We start from the raw sequence: 19,015 nt of genomic DNA, 5'->3' as shown, positions 1-19,015 counted from the left end.
CTCACAGGGACTCGGCCGCCACTCCCGGAGGACACGAGAACGACGCCGGCACGGACCAGAGCTGCTCCAGGCCGGTGTCATCCGTGGCGGGGAAGAACACGCGGCCGCCCGCGCGCACGAAGGGCTCGGGCCCCAGTCCGAGCACCACCGGGACGGTGACCTTCGCGAGCTGTCCCGTCGTCGCCGTCGTGCCTCGCGTGAACCAGGGCCTGTTGGCCGTGCCGTCCGGCGAGCCGGTGAAGAGGACGGCCCCCGTCCCCGTGGCGAACACGGGGGAATAGGACGTGTCATTGCGGTGCAGCGAGCGGAAGAGCTCGCGAGTCCCCGTCGCCGTGCCGTTCGTCACCCAGAGCCGCACGTCGTCGGGCACGGGGCTCAGGCCGTTGAGGCCGACCGAGAAGTAGAGCGAGTCACCGGAGGCCGCGGTCCGCAGCACCGCGGGGAGCTGGTCGGGATTGTCGCGCGGCAAGGTGGTGACGAGTGTCCTGCCACCGCCCCCCAGGGAGAGGCTGTAGAGCCGCGCCGACTGGGCCACGTACACCTTCGAGCCCAGCCCGCCCACCAGACGGACGCGTTGACCGAACGTGTCCAATCGCAGCGTGCCCGCGGCCGTGCCATTCGTCTTCCAGACCTCGTCGTTCGGCCCGTCCCGGAGCACGAACAAGCCCCGGTCCCCTGCCCGCCCCACCTGCTGGATGCTCACGGTTCCCGCATCCAACTGCTTGAGGGACATGGTCCCCGCCTGGGTGCCATCCGTGCGCCACAGCGTCGTGGCGCCGCCCTGCGAGCGGAAGAACAACAGCGCATCTCCGACGCGCAGGGTCTGGTCGAAGTAGAGCCCGAGGACACCGGGGAGTTTCGCGAGCAGCACCGTCCCCGCGCTCGTCCCATCCGAGCTCCACAGCGCCGGACCTCCCGAGGCGCCCAGGTGGAAGAAGACCAGTCGGCCATGGAGGGCCGTCACGGCGCGCAGCGCGGGGCCGTTGACGTCCGGCGTGAAGGCCTTGATGAAGCGGGTTCCAGTCGACGTCCCATCACTGGTCCAGAGGTGGACCATTCCCGTCGCCGAGTCGGCGAGCTGGAAGAAGAGCGTGTTGCCCACCGCCGCCGGAGTGCCCTCGGCGAAGACGCCCGCGGGGAAGCTCCGCACCTGCACGGTGCCGGCTTCGGTGCCATCACTGCGCCACAATCCCGTGCCACCTCCAGGCGCGGCGAGCGCGAAGTAGAGCATCCCCTGGACGTCGGTGAGTCCTTCCAGGTGGGTGTTGACGGATGCTCCCGGAGGATTGACCACCCGCGTCCTCGACGCGGCGCCTGGCGGACAGGCCTGGGCCGTCACCGCATGGGATTCCATCGCGAGGCCCCCGCAGCCCGAGGCCAGCAAAGCCAACCACACCAGGGCACCACCATTCCTGACACGCATGACCGCTCCTTCCAAACGCAGCGGCGGAAGGTAGGGAGCGAGAGGGTGCCCCTCAAGTGGGCACGAAAGCGCGAGACCACGTCGCGGTGGGATTCCGAGCAGTCAGTCCCTCAGGACGAGGCGCCCCAGCGGTCGCGGTACGTCCGCCAGAGTTCGCCGCCCATGCTCTCGCGCTGAACGGGGACATCGGGCGAGGAGGAGAATCCACCGCGGGCATCGAGCCTGCTGAGCACGTGGATGATGATGATGCCCCGCATGTCGCCGTCCTCGAGGGGAAACACACCGCCACCGTAGGACGCGAGGTCGGCCCGCGGGTCATGGAGGAGCTGCCGCAAGCCCAGGAGCCGCCAGGGCAAGTCTCCCGAGGCCTGTGCCCCGTGGCCTATGGTCTCGATGTCGCTGTCGAGTTCACCGAGGTCTTCCGGCACTTCGTTGTGGTCGACGAAGCAGGTCAGGGTGACCTGGCCCAGGTGGTAGCGAAGCATGGCGGTGCAGACCTTCATGGGCCCCCCAGGGCGCGGCGGGGAGCCCCGCCCGCGCCGGGTACCGAGGACTACGCCTCCGCGTAGGTCTCGATGAAGTCGTCGATGACCTTGACGATGTGGGTCGAGAAGTCGCGGAAGTCCTCTTCGCCGTCGGAGAGGCTGAAGGCCTCGTCATGGCTGTAGGCGACGACGGCCAGCTCGCCTTCGGGGGAGCGGGCGCGCGGGTTGAAGCACCAGAAGTTCTCCACCGAGTCGTCATCGCGGCGCTGGAAGAACAGGGCCTGGTTGATGGCCTCCGCGACCTCGGCGTCCTCGCCATCCACGGCGTCCGACGGGTCCGGCGCGGCGGCGCGCAGCAGTCCCGGCTCCTCCATCCCGATGAGCTCCTGCCCGCCGTACACCACCTTGAAGGTGCCGAGCGTGGTGATGAAGCGCACGTAGCTGGGGGGCAGCTTCAGCTTGTACTTCGCCTCCAGACCCGCCACCGCCGCGGCGTCCACCGGCGCGGCGAACTCCACGGACATGCCCTCCTTCGTCTCCACGAAGGACTTCAGCCGCTCCACCGCCTGCGTCACCGCGCTCTCATTCGACTGCGTCGACATGCTTGCTCCGACCACGAGCCAGGAAGATGCCTGGTGCGCGGACGCTAGCCGTCGCCTCCAGCCATGTCATGCGGAGTAAAGCCACCCACAGCCCGCCGACTCGACGCTCCGCCACCCACTCCATTGGAGTTCAAGAATCGACGGGGTACTCGCCTCGCAGCTCGGTCCACCGGGCATCGGAGAGCCCCCCGGGGCCACAGCTGAGCCGCCGCAATCGTGGGAAGTGGTCTCGATGACGCAGGGGAACCCTCGTCCGAGAGAGCAGCACCTGTCAGCTCGAACACCTCCAGTTGGGGGCGTGCCACAGGTGGACCAGCTCACGGCACTGCGCATCGCCGAACACGCGGTTGCGCAGTTCGAGTTGACGCAAGGCGGGTAGCCCCTCGACCGCGAGGAGCAGCGCCAGGTCTTCTGGGAGCCACGCGACGAAGGCGAAGGGTGTCCGTCTCAGGGGAGATGGCCGCCAGGTCGTCGGGAGCGAACGTCACGCACGGGAGTGTACGGTGCCACGCGAGCAGGGCCCAGCACGCCCGTGTCCAAGAAGAAGGCCGGAGACGGAAGGCAGCACACCCGAGGTCCCCGGCCGGGGGTGGAACTCAGTCGTCAGTTACACGCATCGCTGCACTGCGCGAGCTGACAGCCGTAGCTGGCCGCCTTCGCATCGGCGTCCTGGCGCGCGAACCGGCACGCTTTCTTGCAGCCCCCAAGGAACGTGGTGGCGCCGAAGCCGACGACGTTGCAGGTGCCGCCGCTCGCGGTGAAGCCCGAGCAGGTCGTCTTGCAGTTGCGCGCGAACGCCTCGACGGGCCTGTCCTCGGACGAGACCTCCTCCGAGGGTGGGGGTTGCGACGTCTCATCCACAGGGACTTCGGGGGCCTCCGTCCCGGGGCCGCAGCCCACGAAACCAGAACCCAGCACGGCGAGGATGGCCAGCCAAACGACAGGTTGCTTCATGACAGCTCCTTCAAGCCATCCTGGGGCACAAGGTTCCAGGAGGCGATGGGCTGTCTAGACATCCTCGCGCAACCCGTCAACGCGCCCGATGTCCGATGTGTTTGTCATTGATGCGCATTTGTGAGAGCCCGAGAGGACGAGTGTCCGCGGGGTGCGGTGCGGGGCGTGGTCCCTCCCGACGGCTGCGCATCGCACCAATCGTACACGGCGGTGGCGGTGCCCCAGCAGAGAGGCCAGACACGCATCGCCGCCATGAAGAGACTCGGACTGCGGAAGATGACGGAGTTCAGATGAGTCGCAGGTGTGCGCGGAGTCCCTCCTTGTGCGCACCCATGAGCGATTGCGCCAGGCGCTAGTCCTATCTGTTGGAAACTGACAGAGTCAGCGCCTCCGGAAAGGAGCCGTACATGTCATTCAAGTGGATGCGATTCCTGGTAGCGCCGATTGCCGCATCGACCTTGTGGGCGCCTCCCTCGCTGGCGAACACCTGCGAGGAGGAATACGCCTACTGCTATTACCTGGCCTCACTCGAGTCGGACGAACGCGCTCGCGACGCGAAGCAGAACGACTGCGACCTCGAGTACTGGATCTGCACCTCGCAGGCCCTGGGGGACGAGGCGCCCCCCGCGGAATCCACCACGAGCGCTGAGTAGCGCCCGGGCCGCCCCGCGCCGCGGAATCGACTGCGGTCCTCGGCAGACCTCCGCCCTGGACCGTCTATCTGCGCCGCCGCAGACGCCGCGCGATGAGCAATCCCAATGAGACCGCCGCCACGCAGATGCCCGCGGGGCGCACCATGGTCCCGATTCCGCCCGCGACGCTCGCCGTGACACCGAGCAATGACAGCCAGGTGGCAATGCACAGAGGGCACTTCGGGAGAAGCGCGGCCAGCAGGCCCAGGACCAGGGACACGGCCGGCACGCGCCGCGCTGTCGGGCCCTGGGACATTTGCTCAGCGTCCATACTGGTCCCGCAAGCGGACCCAGCTCATGGAGAAGGACAGCCCATCCTCGTCGCGCCCCTTCGGCGAGATGTCGAGCAACTGATAGGCGGCGTTGGCGACCTCGATGCCTCGTCCATACGTGCCGTAGGTGTGGAACACGTCGCCACGCGCATCCTTCGCGAAGACGCTGAACCCCGGCATCTCCGTGTTGGACTCCCCCAGCGGTCCGTAATTGTAGACGGCCTCGCCGCTCGCCAGCGTCTCCGGACGGAAGGACACGTTGAAGTCGAAGTTGAAGCGGCTTGCCTGGGACGACACCCATGAGAAGGTCCACCCCATCCGTCGCTGGAATGCCTGGAGCTTGGGCAGCGGCGCACGGGAGACCGCGGTGAAGCGGACATCGCGTTGAGCCAGGTGCTCGACGGCGCCGTTGAAGGAGTCCGCCCAGAAGGAGCAGCTCTTGCAACCGACCTCCCACTCCGGAGCGAACATGAAGTGATAGACGACGAGCTGGCTGTGGCCCTCGAAGAGCTGCGACAGCGTCTTGGCCCCATCCGGGGTGTCGAACGTGTAGGGCTCCGTCACGCGCAGCCAGGGCAGCGCGCGACGCTCGGCGCTCAGCTCGTCGTGCATCCGGGTCAGCGCCTTCTCCTTCGCCAGCAGCGCCTTGCGCGCGGACAGCCACTCACTCCTCGACTCCGTCAGTTTCTGGGACATGGGTTTCCTCCAGGGATTGGATGCACCCAGACGTAACGGTCCGAGCCCGTGGGTCGGGAGTAACAAAGACGACGGGCTTCCCATCGACGAGGGAGCGACGGAGGATGCGCCGCATGGATGCGCTCGTCAGCGTGGCGGCCCGGGCCCTTCGCGAGGGAGATCCGCTGGGGGCTCTCCAGCGCGTGGCGCTGCGCGAGGACGCGCCGGCGTTGGCCCTGAGGGGCATCGCGATGGCGCAGTTGGGTGAGTTCGCCCAGGCGGCGGCGCTGCTGAAGCGGGCGGCGCGTGCGTATGGCTCCGGGGATACGCTCGCCCGAGCGCGCTGCGACGTCGCGCGGGCGGAGGTGGCGCTCGCGACCCGGGAGCTCGATGGCATCGACCTCGCGCTCGATGGAGCCGTCCGCGTCTTCACACGCCACGGCGATGTGGAGAACGCGCGCTACACACGGCTTCTGCGGGCGCGACATGCCCTCTTGCTGGGACGCATCGAGGAGGCGGAGGGAGCACTGTTCGCACTCGCACGGGAGGAAACGCCCGCGAAGCCCTCTACGGCCAAGGTGGCACAGGCCCCGCTCGCACGGGAGGAAACACCCGCGAAGCCCGCTACGGCCAAGGTGACACAGGCCCCGCTCGTACCAGAGGGAACGCCCGCGATGCCGTCCACGCTCGCGTGGCTCCTGGCCTTCGAGGTGGCCGTGCGGAGGGGAACGCCTCGCACCGCGCGCGCCGCCCTGGAGCGTGCCCGCATCGCCGCGCGGCGCGCCCACATCCCCGCGCTCGTCGCGGAGGTGGAACAAGCAGCAGGCGCCCTGGACCTCCCCGCCGCGCGGGTCGTCTCGCGAGGCGAGGCCCGCCCCGTCGTGCTCGACGAGGTCGAAGCCCTCCTCGAATCGGAGCACCTGGTCATCGACGCGTGCCGTCGGGTGCTCCGCGCGGGCCCGCGGGTCGTGACCTTGTCCACGCGTCCCATCCTGTTCTCGCTGCTGCGGGTGCTGGCCGAGGCCTGGCCTCAAGACGCTGCGCGCGAGGAGCTCGTTCAACAGGTGTTCGGAGCGCGGAGGATGAACGCCTCGCATCGCGCGCGGTTGCGCGTCGAGCTGGGCAGGCTGCGCGCCCAGGTGCGCGAGGTGGCGGGAATCCAGGCCACGCCCCGAGGCTTCGTCCTGGAGCCTCGAGGCGCGGTCGAGGTCCGTGTCCTGGCGCCCCCCGTCGAGGGCGCGGGCGGCGCCGTCCTGGCTTTGCTCGCGGATGGGGAGCACTGGTCGACCTCCGCGCTCGCACTCGCGCTCGGCGCGAGCCAGCGCACGGTGCAGCGCGTGCTCACCACCCTGGAAGCGGCCGGGCAGGTCCGCGTGTTGGGACGAGGCCGGGCGAGGCGCTGGGTGGCACCTCCGCTCAGCGGGTTCACGACGACATTGTTACTCCCCGCCCTGTCCCTGCCGGGCTAGAGCGGACCGAAGGGGATGGAGCGGGCCATGGACAAACATCGGGACGAAGTCGAGGAGACGCAGCCGGCGGAGGTCCTCCGCGAATACGGCCCCTTCGACGGCGCGCCGCGCATCCATGGCGTCACGTATGACGGCGCGCGGGTCTGGTTCGCGGGAGACGAGGGGCTCCGGGCCTTCGACCCCACGAGCGGCGAGCCCGTGCGCACGCTCGCGGTGGCCTGTGACGCGGGGACCGCCTTCGATGGGCGACACCTCTACCAGCTCGGCGGTGGCGTCATCCGGAAGGTGGACCCGGAGACGGGACAGGTGCTGAAGACGATTCCCGCGCCCGGCAAGGGCGATGACTCGGGGCTCACCTGGGCCGAGGGCTCGCTCTGGGTGGGCGAGTACCACGCCCGGAGAATCCATCGCATCGACCCCGAGACGGGTGCCATCCTGCGCACGCTCGAATCCAACCGCTTCGTCACCGGCGTCACCTGGGCCCAGGACGAGCTGTGGCACGGCACGCTGGAGGATGGCGCGAGCGACCTCCGGCGACTCGACCCCGTGGATGGACGCGTGCTCGTCAGGCTCACGCTGCCCGAGGGCGTGAGCGTCACCGGGCTGGAGTCCGACGGCGGTGACGTGCTCTACGCCGGTGGCGGCACGAGCGGCAAGGTGCGCGCCGTACGGCGGCCCCGACGCTCGCGCCGCTGAGCCGCCGGCTCAGGACTCCAGGCCGTAGGCCGCGGCCACCTGCCGTGCGAAGGCCAGGACGTCGGCCGGCGCGTTCTCGTCCAACGTGACGCGCTCCAGCCCCCTCGCCACGGGGAAGGAGACCGACAGCGTCTGGGCATCGTGGGCGAAGCCCGGCGGCATTGGAAACGCCTGGATGGGCGCAAGCCGACTCGCGGCGATGAGCAAGGTCGTGAGCCGATGGACGTCGGCACCGGACTGCTCACCTTCGAGGGTGGAGCGGCGCAGGAAGCGGCCGTCCCGGAAGACGGTGAGCGAGAAGCTCCGCGTGTTGGGGAGGCCGGGCGACTTCGACAGCTCGAGGACGTGGTCCTCCGCGGAGCGCGCGGGCGCGGCCTCCGGATGCGCGAGCCACGGAAGCCCTTCGTGCAGCCGCAACTGGACCAGCGGGGAGAAGCGGCGGAAGTCCTCGAACCGACCTTCGACGACGTCCGTGCGCGCCCCTGGCGCCCAGCCCGACAGCGACTCGATGCGGTAGAAGACCTCGTCGACGTACCACCGCGCATCGCCGCGTCTCACGACGAGCAGGTCGGTGTACTGGGATTGGGGCTCGACGAGCGTGCGGAACTGGCGGCGCTCCTCGGCCGGGTGGCGCAGACAACCCTCCAGGTTCGACGGGAACAGCGCTCGCTGAGCGCTCCCTGCGTGGGCCTCCTGCTCCTCCAGGAACGCGCCCAGCGTGGTGTCGGGCTTCGTCTCGCCGAAGTACGGGAGGAAGGTGAGCTTCAAGGCCAGCGGGTCGACGCCCTGGGGCGCAACCAGCTCGCACCGCTCGATGACGGGGCGGGCATCCCCGCGATGGACCTCGCGATAGCGTTCGAAACGGAGTGTCGGAGCGGCGGTCACGGATGCACCTTTCCTGGAGTCCTCGGGAGGGTGCTTTCCACCCGCCTGGCCTCATGAATACCCACTCCTCGAATCTCGCGCGTCGAGCCAGACTGGTCCAGAACGACGCTCGTCCATCTGCGCAGGAGGAACCCGATGCATCGCTCCACGACCTCGCGAGTCCCGCTCCCGATGACCCTGCTGTTGGTGCTCGGGGTGTTGCTGGGCGGGATGCCCGCCTGGGCGGGTGACATGCCGGCGAAGCCGCTGAAGAAGCCCGCCGATCGGCACTCCATCCGCAAGGTCACCCAGAAGTCCTACGTCCGTGAAGACAACAGCGTCGTGGAGTCCCGGGTGAACATCCACCGGGACGTGCAGGACATCAACGAAGGCAAGGCCAAGAAGGGCAACGAGTCCGGGGTCCAGACATGGACCATCAACCGGCGGACCTATGGCAGCCACGATGGCACCCTGTACCCCATGCGCGGCGATGGCATCCACGAACTGAACCGTGGGGCGTTCAAGGCGCTGGGCATCTACAACGAGATGAAGGACACGCCCCGCGCCAAGGAGGTCCTGGACAAAATGAAGGTCCCCGAAGCTGATAGGAAGGCCGCGCTCAAGGCCTTCAAGGCCGGGTAGGAGGAAACATGGCCGACAGACTTCCATTGGGGTTCCTCGTCCGCGCCGCGATGAGCGACGAGCGGCTCTTCGACGGCATCGCTCGGGCGCTCGGCATCCAGGTCGGAGAGGTGTCGCTGTTCGACGTCGACCGGCCGGGGAATGAGATGGTCCTCGTGACGACCACGTCGCGGCCGGCGGGGTTCCGCACGGACGTGAGCCTGTACGTCGACGCGTCTCGCGTCCGCGGCGGAGAGGCGCTCACCTCGCAGGAGCTGGCCGCGAGGGTGGCCGTGCTGCTCGGGGAGGAGGTCCTCGTGTCTCCCCCCTCGGGCGACCCCGCCATCGCCGTCACCTGGTACCTGGTGACGCCGGATGGCCAGCGCTTCCGGGGCACCGAGGTCGACCTCGGGGATGAAGAGGACTCCATCGACATCGACCGCGCCTCGCTCCGCCCGGTGTAGCGCGAGCGGCGCGAGGCCCGGCGGTCTCAGGTCCTGGGTCGCCAGGTCAGCCACTCGCCAGGACGCGCCAGCTCCACGTCCACCTTCCGCGCACGGGCGGCGGCGAGGAGCTGCGCTTCCGCATCGGGCACCTCCCGATAGTCCTCGGAGGGCGCGACGCCGTAGTGGATGGGCACGAGGAGCTTCGCGCCCAACACCTTCGCCGCGGCCACCGCCTGCTCCGGTGTCAGGACGCCGTGCACGTCGCTGACGGGCTTGCGCCACCCGAAGCGTGCGCCGTTGATGGGCAGGAAGGCCGCATCGAAGGGCCCGAGCTGCCGGCCGATGCTCCACCAGGAGCCATGCCACAGCGTGTCTCCGCAGTGGATGATGCGACGCCCTCCCCCGGAGACGACCCACGACACCTGCGGGTCTCCGTAGCCGTCCACCGCAGGAACGGCCGTCACGGTGAACTCATTGAGCAGGACGGGCTCGTGGAGCGGCGCGGGCCGCACCCGGAAGCCCGACGCAGCGGCCGTCGCCGCCATGTCCGGCCCACACACCAGCGTCCCCGTGTCCCCCAACGCCTGTCGCACCGCCTGTCGGTCGAAGTGGTCGGGGTGACGATGCGTCACCAGGACGTAGCGGTTGCCCTCCCCCACCTCCATCGGGACCAGCGGGTCCTTCAGCGCCGCGCCCCACACGGAGGGGTCGCTCAACGGGTCCAGGAAGAGCGTGTCCTTCCCCAGTTGCAACCGCACTCCGGCCCAGGCCAGGCGCTGGGCGCGAAGCGACTCGGTCTCCATGGGCTTCGCCGCCCGACCCAGACCAGGAGGAAACAGGACCGCTCCCGCCGAGAGCGAGAGCGCCGCGCGCAAGAAGCCTCGGCGGCTCATCGCGCCTCCGGAGCACGCACGGGGTTGATGCCGAAGAGACGCACCCCCGTCTCCGTCCTCGGCTGATGACGGCTCGCCGGTGGGAAGAACAGGTACGAGCCCGGGCCCAGGCGCTGCTCTCCCTCGATGAGCTCACCGCTCAGCACGAAGACCTCCTCCCCCGTGTCATGGACGTCCACGAAGGGCCACTGACTCCCCGGGGCCATGTCCACGACCCAGACCCTCACGTCACGGGTGCTCGGCAAGTCCCTCCGCAGGCAGCCGGGCCCCACGATGACGGGCTCGACGTCGTCGAGCCTCACGGGGACGAAGGGGCCCTGCACTCTCGGGAAGCTGTCTGTTCGCGGCATCCATCCGCTCCTCTGGCTGTGGTGCACCCACGTTAAGGAGCACCACGAGCTGAGCGCAGCGAAACGATTTCTCCAAGATGCTGAACCGTTTTCATGTGAAGCTGCCCCGGCCATGCTCGAGCTTCGTCACTTCAAGTTGGTTGCCGCGGTCGCCGACACGGGAAGTCTGGCCGCCGCGAGCCGGCAGCTCCATCTCACGTCCTCGGCCCTGAGCCACCAGCTCCGCGATGCCGAGGAGCGCCTGGGCGTGCAGCTCTTCCAGCGTCGCCAGCGGCGTCTGCTGCTGACCGGCGCGGGCGAGAAGCTGCTCCTCTCCGCGCGGCGGGTCCTGAGTGAAGTCGCCCAGGCGGAGGCGGTGTGCCGCGCGCATCCCCAGGATGACCTCTTGAGGCTCAGCACGGGCTGCTACACCGTGTATGGCTGGCTGCCGCCCATCCTCGGGCAGTGGCAGTCGGAGCACCCTCGCGTCGAGCTGAGGATCGTCCTGGAGGCCACGCGTCAGCCGCTCGGAGCGCTGCTCGATGGGCAGTTGGACCTCGCCCTGACTCCCGACGTCCCGAAGCAGGCACGGCTCGCACGAACGCCCCTCTTCGAGGACGAGCTCATGCTGGTGGTCCCCGAGGCGCACGCCTTCGCGCAGCGTGCACATGTCACGGCGCAGGACCTGGTGCGCGAACACCTGCTCACCTACGCCGCGCCCCGGGAACAGCTCGATGTCTTCACGCGGGTGCTGTGGCCCGCGGGGCTCGAGCCGCAACGTGTCTCCCCCGTGCCCCTCACCGAGGCGCTGATCGAGCTGGTGCGCGGCGGCATCGGTGTCACGGCGCTACCCGAGTGGATGCTGCCGACGCAACGTCAGGGATTGCGGACCGTCCGACTCACCCCTCGGGGAATCCGACGCCGCTGGAGCGCCGTCACCCGCGCCTCACGCCAGCGCTCCGCACCACTGGCGCGATTCATCGAGCTGCTGAGTCAGCGATTCCGGACAAGCGCACGGAAGGGCGCTTCGTCTCGCGTGGGCTGAGCGCCGACCACAGGCCCCGCCCCGGCGAATCCCAGCCCACACGGAATGTGCTAGAAGCCGTGAGCGTGATACCCATCTCCCTGTGCAAACCCACCCGAGGTCCGCTGCTCATGATGCTCTGTCTGGGCATCAGCCAGCCCGTGCTCGCCAAGGCCCCGGAGGCCAATGCCCAGGGCTTCGCGGCGTATGGCAAGGGCGACTACAAGAAAGCCCACGCCCTCTTCGAGAAGGCGCTGAAGCAGGACCCGTCCAACGCCTATGCGCGGCTCAACCGGGCGAGGACGACCACCCTGCTCAACCAGGGCCAGGAGGACGCCGACGACTTCGACTCCTGCGCCTACGAGCGCAATTGGATCTACCTGGCGCTGGGCGACCTGTCGAAGGCCGTGGAGCTGGACGCCAAGGCCATCCTGCCGAAGATCGAAGAGGACACCCAGGGACTCAAGGCCCTCAAGGCGCGTGACGAGTACAAGAAGTGGCGTCAGGCCATCTCGGTGCTGGTGGAGGAGAAGGGCATCCGGGAGAAGCTTCTGGGAGCCACGTCGGACTGGTGGTTCCTCCGGCCGGGGCAGCTGCCGAAGAGCATCACCCTCGCGGGGGACCAGCGCGTCGTGGAGACGCTCCAGGGCATGACCGAGCAGCCCGCGGGCCGTTGGCGTCCCTTGAGCGGTGGCGTGGAGATCACGGCCGGCAAGGAGCCCGCGCGCCCCTGGAAGCTGCAGGCCGGCAAGTATCCGTTCGACCAGGGCAGGAGCTTCTTCTTCGAGGTGCAGCTCGTGCCGGGTGAAGGGCCGCAGCCCGCGGAGTATGGCTGGAGCACGGGGCCGCTGAGCCTTGGCCCCTTGAGCGGTGACTGCCTGTAACGTCCGCCGTCCAACGGTGTGTCATTGCAGTCGCACGAGACAAAGCTGTTCTCGGCGGCGTGAGCCTTGCGACATCCGCACTCGGCGTGTGCTGGGTTTGAAGGCGTCAGACGCGGCTGGTAGAGGCTCCGTACACCCGCCGCTTTGGCGGGTCTGACACGGAGAGCCTGGATGAACACCCTTGGACGTCTTGCCGCGATGTGCGGCCTGTTGGCGCTGGTTGGTTGCGGTCCGGAAGCACCCGTTGCGGAGACCTCGGAAGAGACTGTCACCAGCATGGCGGGTGGCCGCGTGCCGCCTCCCATCTGCCCGGAGGTGATGCCTCCGCTGTGCGAGGACGGCGACCTCTACCCCATCTACTCGGGCACGTGCCTCATCGGCTTCGAGTGTGTTCCCCGCGCCGCCAAGGCCAACTGTCCCCAGATCGTCTACCCGGGCCCCGGCTTCTGCGAGTTCGGCACGATCACCCCGGTGTACTCGGGCGGCTGCCTCGTCCGGTACACCTGCACGATGTAACCCCCACCACACCCCGAACGGAGAGACACATGCGCGCTGGAATCATGGCGGGACTGCTGGCGATGGGATTGATGACGGGCTGCGGCGGAGTCGAGGACGACGTCAGCGTCGAATCCGAGACGGAGGCCCAGGCCATTCCGTGTCGTGACATCACGGGACGCGACTACGTCATCACGTACTACGCGGAGGCCGCGAAGCTCACCAAGGTCGGCGAGCTCCAGTGCGGCTGCAGCGTGCCCGAGCGGGTGCTGACCGGCACCCAGACCGTCCACTACGAGAAGGTCTACGGCTGCATCGCGATGTAGCCCTTGGAAACAAGAAGGCCGGTAGTCCCGAGTCTCCTCGAGGACTACCGGCCTTCAAGAGCGGCGGAAGGGATTCGAACCCTCGACCCCGAGCTTGGGAAGCTCGTGCTCTACCAACTGAGCTACCACCGCGAGCGACCCGGCCGGTGTACCGCAGCCCCCCGGGAGCGTCAAGGACGTTGGCGACTGCTCCCTTCCCTCCCGCGCCGCCTGAACAGCGCCAAATTGCTGGGGAAGTTGCCACCCCGACACGCGCCACCAACACCTCCCAAGGTCCTCCCGCACCCACGGACGCACGCCCGTCCGCGCCGCATCCGTCACCCGACGCGCGGCGGCGCCAATACCACATCTACAATTTAAGCGTATTTTTCACGTATTTCCGTTGATTTGCATTAAACCAGAAATGCGTGTTTCCTCATACTGCCAGTCCCGCCCCGCACGGGGCGACTTCACCCGCAGCGCAGGAGCACGACATGTCCGTAGGTGCATACCGAAGGCGGCTGTTCCAGGCGGTGGTCTTCACGGCGACCCTCTCGGGGTCCACGGCGTTCGCAGTGGCGCCGGAGCACGCACATGGTGGCGAGCGTCACTTCGACGCGCGCACCAGCTACAACGCGCAGGCGCGCTTCAGCTTCTCGACGACGCAGAAGGCGCACGTCGAGTCCCTGCGCCGCAGCATCCCGGACCTGATGGTCGAGACGGACGAGTCCACGGGCCTGGTGCGCTCGCTGGTCAACCCCGTGGGCGCGCTGACGGGCCCCAGCAGCGGTGACCCGATGTCCATCGCGTTGGACTTCGTCCAGAAGCACCACGAGGCGCTCGGGCTGAGCCTCAGCGACGTGTCCACGTTCGAAGTCACGGACCGCGTCTATTCCGAGGTCAGCGGGGCCACGCACCTGTATCTGCGCCAGACCTTCAAGGGCCTGCCCGTCTACAACGCGCAGCTCCAGGTCAACGTCGCCAAGGACGGCAGCGTGCTGGGCGTGCACAGCGACTTCCTGCCCTCCATCGAGAAGGCGCTCGCGGGCACCGAGCCGCGCATCAACGCGGGTCAGGCCGTGGCGGGGCTCGCCCGGCACCTGGGCGTGGAGCTGGCGGCCCAGCCCCGCGCGCTGCAGGCCGAGGCGGGCGTGCAGCGCCGCACGGGCGTCGAGGTGGACGGCCTGTCGCGCGAGCCCATCAACGCGCAGCTGGCCATCCTCCCCATGCGCCGCGGCGAGGCGCGCCTGGTGTGGCACTTCCAGGTGTCCACGCTGGACTCGCAGCACGACTACGACGTGACGGTGGACGCCAACACGGGCGAGGTGCTCACGCGCTTCGACTGGGTGGCCGCGGATTCGTACAAGGTCTACCCCGTGCCCGTGGAGAGCCCCAACCACACCTCGCCGCTGCCGCCCTCCGATGGCCGCGTCACGGTGACCAACCCCGCCAACGCCGTCGCCTCGCCCTACGGCTGGCATGACACCAACGGCGTCGCTGGCGCGGAGTACACCATCCCGCGCGGCAACAACGTCCACGCCTACGAGGACCGCGACGCCAACAACGCGGCGCCCGCCTCCCAGCCGGACTGCGGCGCGGCCATCAACTGCGTCTTCACCATCAACCTGACCGGCGCGCCCTCCACGTACATCCCGGCGGCCGTCACCAACCTGTTCTACTGGAACAACATCATCCACGACGTGCAGTACCAGTACGGCTTCAACGAAGTGGCCGGCAACTTCCAGCAGAACAACTACGGCCGCGGCGGCGCGGGCAACGACTACGTCCGGGCCGAGGCGCAGGACGGCAGCGGCACCAACAACGCCAACTTCTCCACGCCCGCGGACGGCTCGCCCCCGCGCATGCAGATGTACATCTGGACGGCGCCCACCCCGGACAAGGACGGCGACCTCGACAGCGGCATCATCGTGCACGAGTACGGCCACGGCATCTCCAACCGCCTGGTCGGCGGTCCGAGCAACGTGTCCTGCCTCTCCAACCGTCAGCAGCCGGGCGAGGGCATCAGCGACTTCCTCTCGCTGTTCTACACGGCGCGCACGGGTGACACGGCGAACAAGATTCGCGGCGTGGGCACCTACGCGCTGAACCAGGCGACCACGGGCAACGGCATCCGCACCCAGCCGTACACGCTCGACTCCACGCGCAACACGTGGACGTACGCCAGCATCAACGGCATGGCCGTGCCGCACGGCGTGGGCTCCGTGTTCACCCAGGGCATGTGGGAGGCCTACTGGGCGCTCGTCAACCACTGGGGCTTCGACGCGAACCTCTACAACGCCCAGGGCAACGCGGGTAACCAGCGCATGATGCTGTACTTCACCGAGGGCCTGAAGCGCACGCCCTGCAGCCCGACGTTCACCCAGGTGCGCGACGGCATCATCAGCGCCGCCACCACCCTGCACAACGGCGAGGACGTGTGCCGCCTGTGGACGGCCTTCGCCGCCTTCGGCCTGGGCAGCAACGCCGTCTCCGGTGGCTCGGCCAGCACCACGCCGACCAACGGCTTCCAGGTGCCGTCCACCTGCGCGGCGCTCTGAGTCGACATGCCGGGTAGCGGGGCACTCGCTCCGCGTCCCTCGTGAGTGACACACCGGACCGGGGGCTTCTGTCGAGGCCTCCCGGTTCGTGTTTTCTCAGCGCAGGCCGCGCGTCAGCTCGTCGCGGCTGAAGTCCCGGGAGAGGTTGCTCGGCTCCAGGAACTCGGCGAGCTCGATGATGATGGGCAGGAGCGTCTGGATGCGGTCCTTGAGCCGGGCGCGCACGTGCTCCTTGAACCCCTGGTTCTCCATCCGCGCCAGCGCACGCACCTCCTCCGGGACACGGCCCACCAGGTCATCCAGCGGCCTCAGCCCCTGGTCGACGGCCCGGTCCACCTCGCTCTGGAGTCGGCCCGGCAGTGCCTTGAGCGTGCTGGCCGCGCCCCTGCGGGTGACCTCCTCCAGGTGCTTGCTGAAGAGATAGGACTCCGCGAGCTGCTCGATGGTCTCGCTGCCCAGCGACTGGATGAAGATGCCCTTGAACCTGTCGCGGAACTTGCCGTCGAGCTCCTCGGTGAGCTTCCAGTCGGTGTCGAGCGCCGCGCAGACCTTGTCCTTGAAGCCCGAGGCCTCGCCACGCTGCGCGGAGGTGGCGACGCGGGAGGCCCAGTCGGAGAGGTACCCCTTGGCCTGGTCGAGCAGGACGCGCGCTTTGCCCAGGTCGTTCTTGTCGTAGTACGTGAGCACCTCCGCCCGCGTGGAGTTGAAGAGCAACAGGACGCTGCCCTTCTCCGCCTGCACCAGGCTCTGGTAGGTCGCCACCAGCGCGCGGTAGTGGCCCTTCTGCGTCTGGTAGACGTCCGAGCCGCCCTGCACGGCGTCGAGCAGATCCCGGTCGATGCCGTCGGGGATGTCGATGTCGAACAGCGAGGTGATGAACTTCGCCAGGTCGATGCCCTTGCCGCCCAGGTGCTTGTCATCGAGCTGACGGGCCTTGTCGAGCGACTTCGACGTGGCGCGCGCGACGCCCTCGGAGAGGCGCTTGACGGCGCCGGGGGCCAGGTCGTCGACGATCTTCTGCGCCATCTGCGCGACCTGCTGCACCACCTGCCGCTGGTCGTTCTCGAACGCGACGTCCTTGGACAGGAGGAAGGTCCACTTGTCCCACAGCTCCCCGAGCATCTTGTTGAGCACGTCCTGATGCACGAGCAGGTCGTCGTGCAGCTGGGGCGTCTGGACCTTGGCGAGCGAGTCGAAGAAGGCCATCTCGTGCTCGAGGGCCTGGTACCAGAAGAGCTGGAGGGGCGGCGTCAGCAGGTGGTCCTTGGCGGCATCACCGAAGGCCCGGCTGATCTCCGCCCGGGCCGTGGCGCAGCGGTCCTGCCACTTGCGCCAGGTGCCCAGGTTGCCGGCGCTGGCGCGCTCGCTCGCGTCGAGCAGGGCCGACAGGGCGTCCTCCGCCGCGCGCCCCGCCCGCTTGAGGCCTTCCGCCAAGGCGCGCTTCACCGTGTCCGGAGCGCCCTCGGCGGCACGGGTCATCTGGTCCTGCAGCTCGGCGACTCGGCTCGAATACCCACCCATGGGTGCTCCTCACAGACTCTGCTGGCTGGTGATGCGCCAGGGGCCGCCAGCGCGGCGCTGCAGCTCCCAGCGCCGGTGCACCTCGACCGAATTGAACGTGCGCGTCTGGCCCTCGAAGAGGCCGACGTGGTCGACCTCCAGCTCCACCTGCTCGATGCGCGGCAGGCCCGGGGCCTCGTCGCCGCGGATGACGGTGCGCGCGTCGCCACACCAGTGCACCCGCGCGTCGAGCACCTTGTCGAGCAGCAGGCGCCGCGAGCGCACCCACTCGCTGTCGCGGCCGTTCCAGGTGTAGACCGGGTAGTAGATGGGCCGCTGTTCGTCCGGCACGGCGCGCCAGTCGGCGAAGAGGCCGTTCCAGGTCTCCTGGTCGCCGCGCTTCACGGCGGCAATCATCGCCTCCAGCACCTCGCGCGGGCTCGCGTCGTCGGACAGGGGCCCCGAGGCCTCCTGCCTCAGCGACTCCTCGCCGGCGAAGAGGGGCCCACCCTCGCGCGTGTCGGTGACGTCGACGCAGACCGCGCCGCCGATGAGGGCCGCGACGGGCTCCACCTCCAGCCCCGCGGCGGTGCGCCCCGAGCCGGCGAGCAGACGCGGATCCGGCAGGATGCGACCGAGCAGGGCGATGTCGACCCGAAGCGAGGGAGAGACGAGCCGCTGATAGCGATGCATGGCGGCGAAGACCCGGGCCATGGCCGGGGTGTTGACGGGACAGAAGACCCACGCCCCCGACTGGCTCCAGGCCAGATAGGCATTGCCCATGTCGACAATCCAGTCGCGCTGGCTCACCTGCGGCAGCGCGACCAGCTTGCCCGTCACCACCGAGCGGTCGCCGCGGAAGGGGTCGACGACGGGGAACGCGCCGAGGGTCTCCGCGACGCGCGACTCCAGCAGGGCCTTCCAGGCCGCGGTGGCCCGCAGGCCGATGGCCCTGACCTGCTCCTCGCCCCGGCTGCGGAAGTCGAGGGCGCCCTCGGGGAGCGAGACGAGGTCGCCGTCGAGACAGTCCCGCACCCGCTCCCAGTCGTCGCGCATCGCCGTCGCCAGGGGACCGGGGAAGTGCTCGACCAGGTAGTCCACGCGCGCCTTGTGCACCAGGTGGTTGGCGAGCTCCATCCGCGTCCCGCGCGCGGTGCGCCAGACGCCGAAGGTCCCGTCGAGGAGGCGCTCCCATTCGGAGACACGCTTGTCGACCCAGCCCGACCAGGACTCGTCGAAGCCGTCTCGGCCCAGCTGCTCGGGCCCACCCGGCCCGAGGATTCGCTTCGTCGTCTCGCCGATGCTCCAGAGCCGCTCATGGCGCAGCGTGCCGCTGAGCTCGAGCGTCTCCCAGCCGTCCCCTGGCGCGCGCCTGCGCAGGACTCGCAAGCGGACCAGGTCCCCTTCCTTGCGCCCCTGCCGCGCCCAGGTCTGGCTCTCGGCGTGCTGGCCCAGCAGATACGGGCCGGTGCGCTGCCGGGTGGGCATGTCCGGAGGCGTGACGATGGGCTCGCCGTCGACCGCGACGATGCGGTCTCCCACGCGCAGGCCCGAGCCCCGAAACCCGCTGTCCCAGGCGATCCACCCCACCCCGAGGTGGGGCATCACGCCATCCAGGCGCGTGTCGGTCTTCAGACCGCTGCGGAGGTTGTCGTGAAGGTACTCCCGCTCGGCACCACGTTCGCTCAACACGAAGACGTCCCCCTCTCCTGCCGGCCGCCCCGAGTGGCCGCCTCGGGGACAGGGTCTACCTTGGGGGCCCCTTTTCGAGAAGGTCCCCCCGTGGTGACTCACAACGTCAAGCGAGGGTTTCCTTCATGAGGCCCCG

Annotated in this window: 20 protein-coding genes and 1 tRNA gene; 10 read left to right on the top strand and 11 right to left on the bottom strand. The window is 68.9% G+C overall.

Annotation, left to right across the window (positions count from 1 at the left end; translation table 11 throughout):
- Position 1: 1 nt before the first annotated feature.
- The 4 genes from VZQ01_RS33845 to VZQ01_RS33830 form a co-directional block, all read right to left on the bottom strand.
- The gene (locus VZQ01_RS33845) at positions 2–1,423 is read right to left on the bottom strand and encodes a hypothetical protein (RefSeq protein ID WP_426745694.1); all 1,422 of its coding nucleotides are present in this window, start codon (positions 1,421–1,423) and stop codon (positions 2–4) included.
- Positions 1,424–1,533: 110 nt separating this feature from the next.
- Positions 1,534–1,926, bottom strand: a complete 393-nt coding sequence (locus VZQ01_RS33840; RefSeq protein WP_426745693.1) for a hypothetical protein — start codon at positions 1,924–1,926, stop codon at positions 1,534–1,536.
- Positions 1,927–1,976: 50 nt separating this feature from the next.
- Positions 1,977–2,510, bottom strand: coding sequence for an SMI1/KNR4 family protein (locus tag VZQ01_RS33835; protein WP_408889801.1), 534 nt, complete (start codon positions 2,508–2,510; stop codon positions 1,977–1,979).
- A 603-nt stretch (positions 2,511–3,113) separates the two neighbouring features.
- The gene (locus VZQ01_RS33830) at positions 3,114–3,464 is read right to left on the bottom strand and encodes a hypothetical protein (RefSeq protein ID WP_223784085.1); all 351 of its coding nucleotides are present in this window, start codon (positions 3,462–3,464) and stop codon (positions 3,114–3,116) included.
- Between the two features lie 407 nt (positions 3,465–3,871).
- Between VZQ01_RS33830 and VZQ01_RS33825 the strand changes: the two genes are divergently transcribed.
- Positions 3,872–4,117, top strand: a complete 246-nt coding sequence (locus VZQ01_RS33825) for a hypothetical protein (RefSeq protein WP_223745680.1) — start codon at positions 3,872–3,874, stop codon at positions 4,115–4,117.
- Between the two features lie 299 nt (positions 4,118–4,416).
- On the opposite strand, the gene VZQ01_RS33820 is transcribed toward VZQ01_RS33825, so the two are convergent.
- Positions 4,417–5,124 carry a DUF899 domain-containing protein gene (locus tag VZQ01_RS33820; RefSeq protein WP_223784084.1) on the bottom strand — a complete coding sequence of 236 codons (708 nt, stop codon included), beginning with the start codon at positions 5,122–5,124 and terminating at the stop codon, positions 4,417–4,419.
- Positions 5,125–5,237: 113 nt separating this feature from the next.
- On the opposite strand from VZQ01_RS33820, the gene VZQ01_RS33815 reads away from it, so the two are divergent.
- Both VZQ01_RS33815 and VZQ01_RS33810 read left to right on the top strand, forming a co-directional pair.
- The gene (locus VZQ01_RS33815) at positions 5,238–6,572 is read left to right on the top strand and encodes a helix-turn-helix domain-containing protein (RefSeq protein ID WP_426745692.1); all 1,335 of its coding nucleotides are present in this window, start codon (positions 5,238–5,240) and stop codon (positions 6,570–6,572) included.
- Positions 6,573–6,599: 27 nt separating this feature from the next.
- The gene (locus tag VZQ01_RS33810; RefSeq protein ID WP_426745691.1) at positions 6,600–7,268 is read left to right on the top strand and encodes a Vgb family protein; all 669 of its coding nucleotides are present in this window, start codon (positions 6,600–6,602) and stop codon (positions 7,266–7,268) included.
- A 9-nt stretch (positions 7,269–7,277) separates the two neighbouring features.
- Here the strand turns inward: VZQ01_RS33810 and VZQ01_RS33805 are convergent, their stop codons facing one another.
- Positions 7,278–8,153 carry a hypothetical protein gene (locus tag VZQ01_RS33805; protein ID WP_426745690.1) on the bottom strand — a complete coding sequence of 292 codons (876 nt, stop codon included), beginning with the start codon at positions 8,151–8,153 and terminating at the stop codon, positions 7,278–7,280.
- A gap of 171 nt (positions 8,154–8,324) precedes the next feature.
- Between VZQ01_RS33805 and VZQ01_RS33800 the strand changes: the two genes are divergently transcribed.
- Positions 8,325–8,774, top strand: coding sequence for a hypothetical protein (locus VZQ01_RS33800; protein WP_408889798.1), 450 nt, complete (start codon positions 8,325–8,327; stop codon positions 8,772–8,774).
- Positions 8,775–8,782: 8 nt separating this feature from the next.
- Complete coding sequence (locus VZQ01_RS33795) at positions 8,783–9,217, top strand: hypothetical protein (RefSeq protein ID WP_426745689.1); 435 nt, start codon at positions 8,783–8,785, stop codon at positions 9,215–9,217.
- Between the two features lie 26 nt (positions 9,218–9,243).
- On the opposite strand, the gene VZQ01_RS33790 is transcribed toward VZQ01_RS33795, so the two are convergent.
- Both VZQ01_RS33790 and VZQ01_RS33785 read right to left on the bottom strand, forming a co-directional pair.
- Entirely contained in the window at positions 9,244–10,092 is an 849-nt protein-coding gene (locus VZQ01_RS33790) for an MBL fold metallo-hydrolase (protein WP_223745673.1), read from the bottom strand.
- The gene (locus tag VZQ01_RS33785; protein ID WP_223745672.1) at positions 10,089–10,442 is read right to left on the bottom strand and encodes a cupin domain-containing protein; all 354 of its coding nucleotides are present in this window, start codon (positions 10,440–10,442) and stop codon (positions 10,089–10,091) included. The genes VZQ01_RS33790 and VZQ01_RS33785 overlap by 4 nt, the downstream gene beginning before the upstream one ends.
- A gap of 112 nt (positions 10,443–10,554) precedes the next feature.
- Between VZQ01_RS33785 and VZQ01_RS33780 the strand changes: the two genes are divergently transcribed.
- From VZQ01_RS33780 to VZQ01_RS33765, 4 genes are all read left to right on the top strand, one after another.
- Complete coding sequence (locus tag VZQ01_RS33780) at positions 10,555–11,466, top strand: LysR substrate-binding domain-containing protein (RefSeq protein WP_267700238.1); 912 nt, start codon at positions 10,555–10,557, stop codon at positions 11,464–11,466.
- A gap of 110 nt (positions 11,467–11,576) precedes the next feature.
- Positions 11,577–12,329 carry a tetratricopeptide repeat protein gene (locus tag VZQ01_RS33775; RefSeq protein WP_426745688.1) on the top strand — a complete coding sequence of 251 codons (753 nt, stop codon included), beginning with the start codon at positions 11,577–11,579 and terminating at the stop codon, positions 12,327–12,329.
- Positions 12,330–12,605: 276 nt separating this feature from the next.
- Entirely contained in the window at positions 12,606–12,845 is a 240-nt protein-coding gene (locus VZQ01_RS33770) for a hypothetical protein (protein ID WP_052771173.1), read from the top strand.
- A 29-nt stretch (positions 12,846–12,874) separates the two neighbouring features.
- On the top strand, positions 12,875–13,150 hold the full coding sequence (locus VZQ01_RS33765) for a hypothetical protein (RefSeq protein ID WP_267700237.1): 276 nt from the start codon (positions 12,875–12,877) through the stop codon (positions 13,148–13,150).
- A gap of 59 nt (positions 13,151–13,209) precedes the next feature.
- On the opposite strand, the gene VZQ01_RS33760 is transcribed toward VZQ01_RS33765, so the two are convergent.
- A tRNA-Gly gene (locus tag VZQ01_RS33760) sits at positions 13,210–13,282 on the bottom strand.
- Positions 13,283–13,623: 341 nt separating this feature from the next.
- On the opposite strand from VZQ01_RS33760, the gene VZQ01_RS33755 reads away from it, so the two are divergent.
- Positions 13,624–15,687, top strand: a complete 2,064-nt coding sequence (locus VZQ01_RS33755; protein ID WP_223784076.1) for a M36 family metallopeptidase — start codon at positions 13,624–13,626, stop codon at positions 15,685–15,687.
- Positions 15,688–15,783: 96 nt separating this feature from the next.
- On the opposite strand, the gene VZQ01_RS33750 is transcribed toward VZQ01_RS33755, so the two are convergent.
- Positions 15,784–17,208 (bottom strand): hypothetical protein, encoded by a 1,425-nt coding sequence (locus VZQ01_RS33750; RefSeq protein ID WP_426745687.1) that lies wholly within the window; start codon positions 17,206–17,208, stop codon positions 15,784–15,786.
- A 9-nt stretch (positions 17,209–17,217) separates the two neighbouring features.
- Positions 17,218–18,876, bottom strand: a complete 1,659-nt coding sequence (locus tag VZQ01_RS33745) for a hypothetical protein (RefSeq protein ID WP_426745686.1) — start codon at positions 18,874–18,876, stop codon at positions 17,218–17,220.
- Positions 18,877–19,015 lie beyond the last annotated feature (139 nt).

The organism is Myxococcus faecalis, from assembly GCF_050039385.1.
Taxonomy (GTDB): Bacteria; Myxococcota; Myxococcia; order Myxococcales; family Myxococcaceae; genus Myxococcus; species Myxococcus fulvus.
The sequence above is the reverse complement of the archived record's forward strand: the minus strand, read 5'-3'. Positions and strand labels throughout refer to the sequence as shown.

Excerpts from the sequence above, each read along its gene's own strand:
- VZQ01_RS33750 (WP_426745687.1), bottom strand. The coding sequence starts at position 17,208 with ATGGGTGGGTATTCGAGCCGAGTCGCCGAGCTGCAGGACCAGATGACC.
- VZQ01_RS33785 (WP_223745672.1), bottom strand. The coding sequence starts at position 10,442 with ATGCCGCGAACAGACAGCTTCCCGAGAGTGCAGGGCCCCTTCGTCCCC.
- VZQ01_RS33845 (WP_426745694.1), bottom strand. The coding sequence starts at position 1,423 with ATGCGTGTCAGGAATGGTGGTGCCCTGGTGTGGTTGGCTTTGCTGGCC.
- VZQ01_RS33840 (WP_426745693.1), bottom strand. The coding sequence starts at position 1,926 with ATGAAGGTCTGCACCGCCATGCTTCGCTACCACCTGGGCCAGGTCACC.
- VZQ01_RS33775 (WP_426745688.1), top strand. The coding sequence starts at position 11,577 with ATGATGCTCTGTCTGGGCATCAGCCAGCCCGTGCTCGCCAAGGCCCCG.
- VZQ01_RS33835 (WP_408889801.1), bottom strand. The coding sequence starts at position 2,510 with ATGTCGACGCAGTCGAATGAGAGCGCGGTGACGCAGGCGGTGGAGCGG.
- VZQ01_RS33820 (WP_223784084.1), bottom strand. The coding sequence starts at position 5,124 with ATGTCCCAGAAACTGACGGAGTCGAGGAGTGAGTGGCTGTCCGCGCGC.
- VZQ01_RS33770 (WP_052771173.1), top strand. The coding sequence starts at position 12,606 with ATGGCGGGTGGCCGCGTGCCGCCTCCCATCTGCCCGGAGGTGATGCCT.
- VZQ01_RS33815 (WP_426745692.1), top strand. The coding sequence starts at position 5,238 with ATGGATGCGCTCGTCAGCGTGGCGGCCCGGGCCCTTCGCGAGGGAGAT.
- VZQ01_RS33755 (WP_223784076.1), top strand. The coding sequence starts at position 13,624 with ATGTCCGTAGGTGCATACCGAAGGCGGCTGTTCCAGGCGGTGGTCTTC.
- VZQ01_RS33795 (WP_426745689.1), top strand. The coding sequence starts at position 8,783 with ATGGCCGACAGACTTCCATTGGGGTTCCTCGTCCGCGCCGCGATGAGC.
- VZQ01_RS33825 (WP_223745680.1), top strand. The coding sequence starts at position 3,872 with ATGTCATTCAAGTGGATGCGATTCCTGGTAGCGCCGATTGCCGCATCG.
- VZQ01_RS33810 (WP_426745691.1), top strand. The coding sequence starts at position 6,600 with ATGGACAAACATCGGGACGAAGTCGAGGAGACGCAGCCGGCGGAGGTC.
- VZQ01_RS33830 (WP_223784085.1), bottom strand. The coding sequence starts at position 3,464 with ATGAAGCAACCTGTCGTTTGGCTGGCCATCCTCGCCGTGCTGGGTTCT.
- VZQ01_RS33790 (WP_223745673.1), bottom strand. The coding sequence starts at position 10,092 with ATGAGCCGCCGAGGCTTCTTGCGCGCGGCGCTCTCGCTCTCGGCGGGA.
- VZQ01_RS33765 (WP_267700237.1), top strand. The coding sequence starts at position 12,875 with ATGCGCGCTGGAATCATGGCGGGACTGCTGGCGATGGGATTGATGACG.
- VZQ01_RS33800 (WP_408889798.1), top strand. The coding sequence starts at position 8,325 with ATGACCCTGCTGTTGGTGCTCGGGGTGTTGCTGGGCGGGATGCCCGCC.
- VZQ01_RS33780 (WP_267700238.1), top strand. The coding sequence starts at position 10,555 with ATGCTCGAGCTTCGTCACTTCAAGTTGGTTGCCGCGGTCGCCGACACG.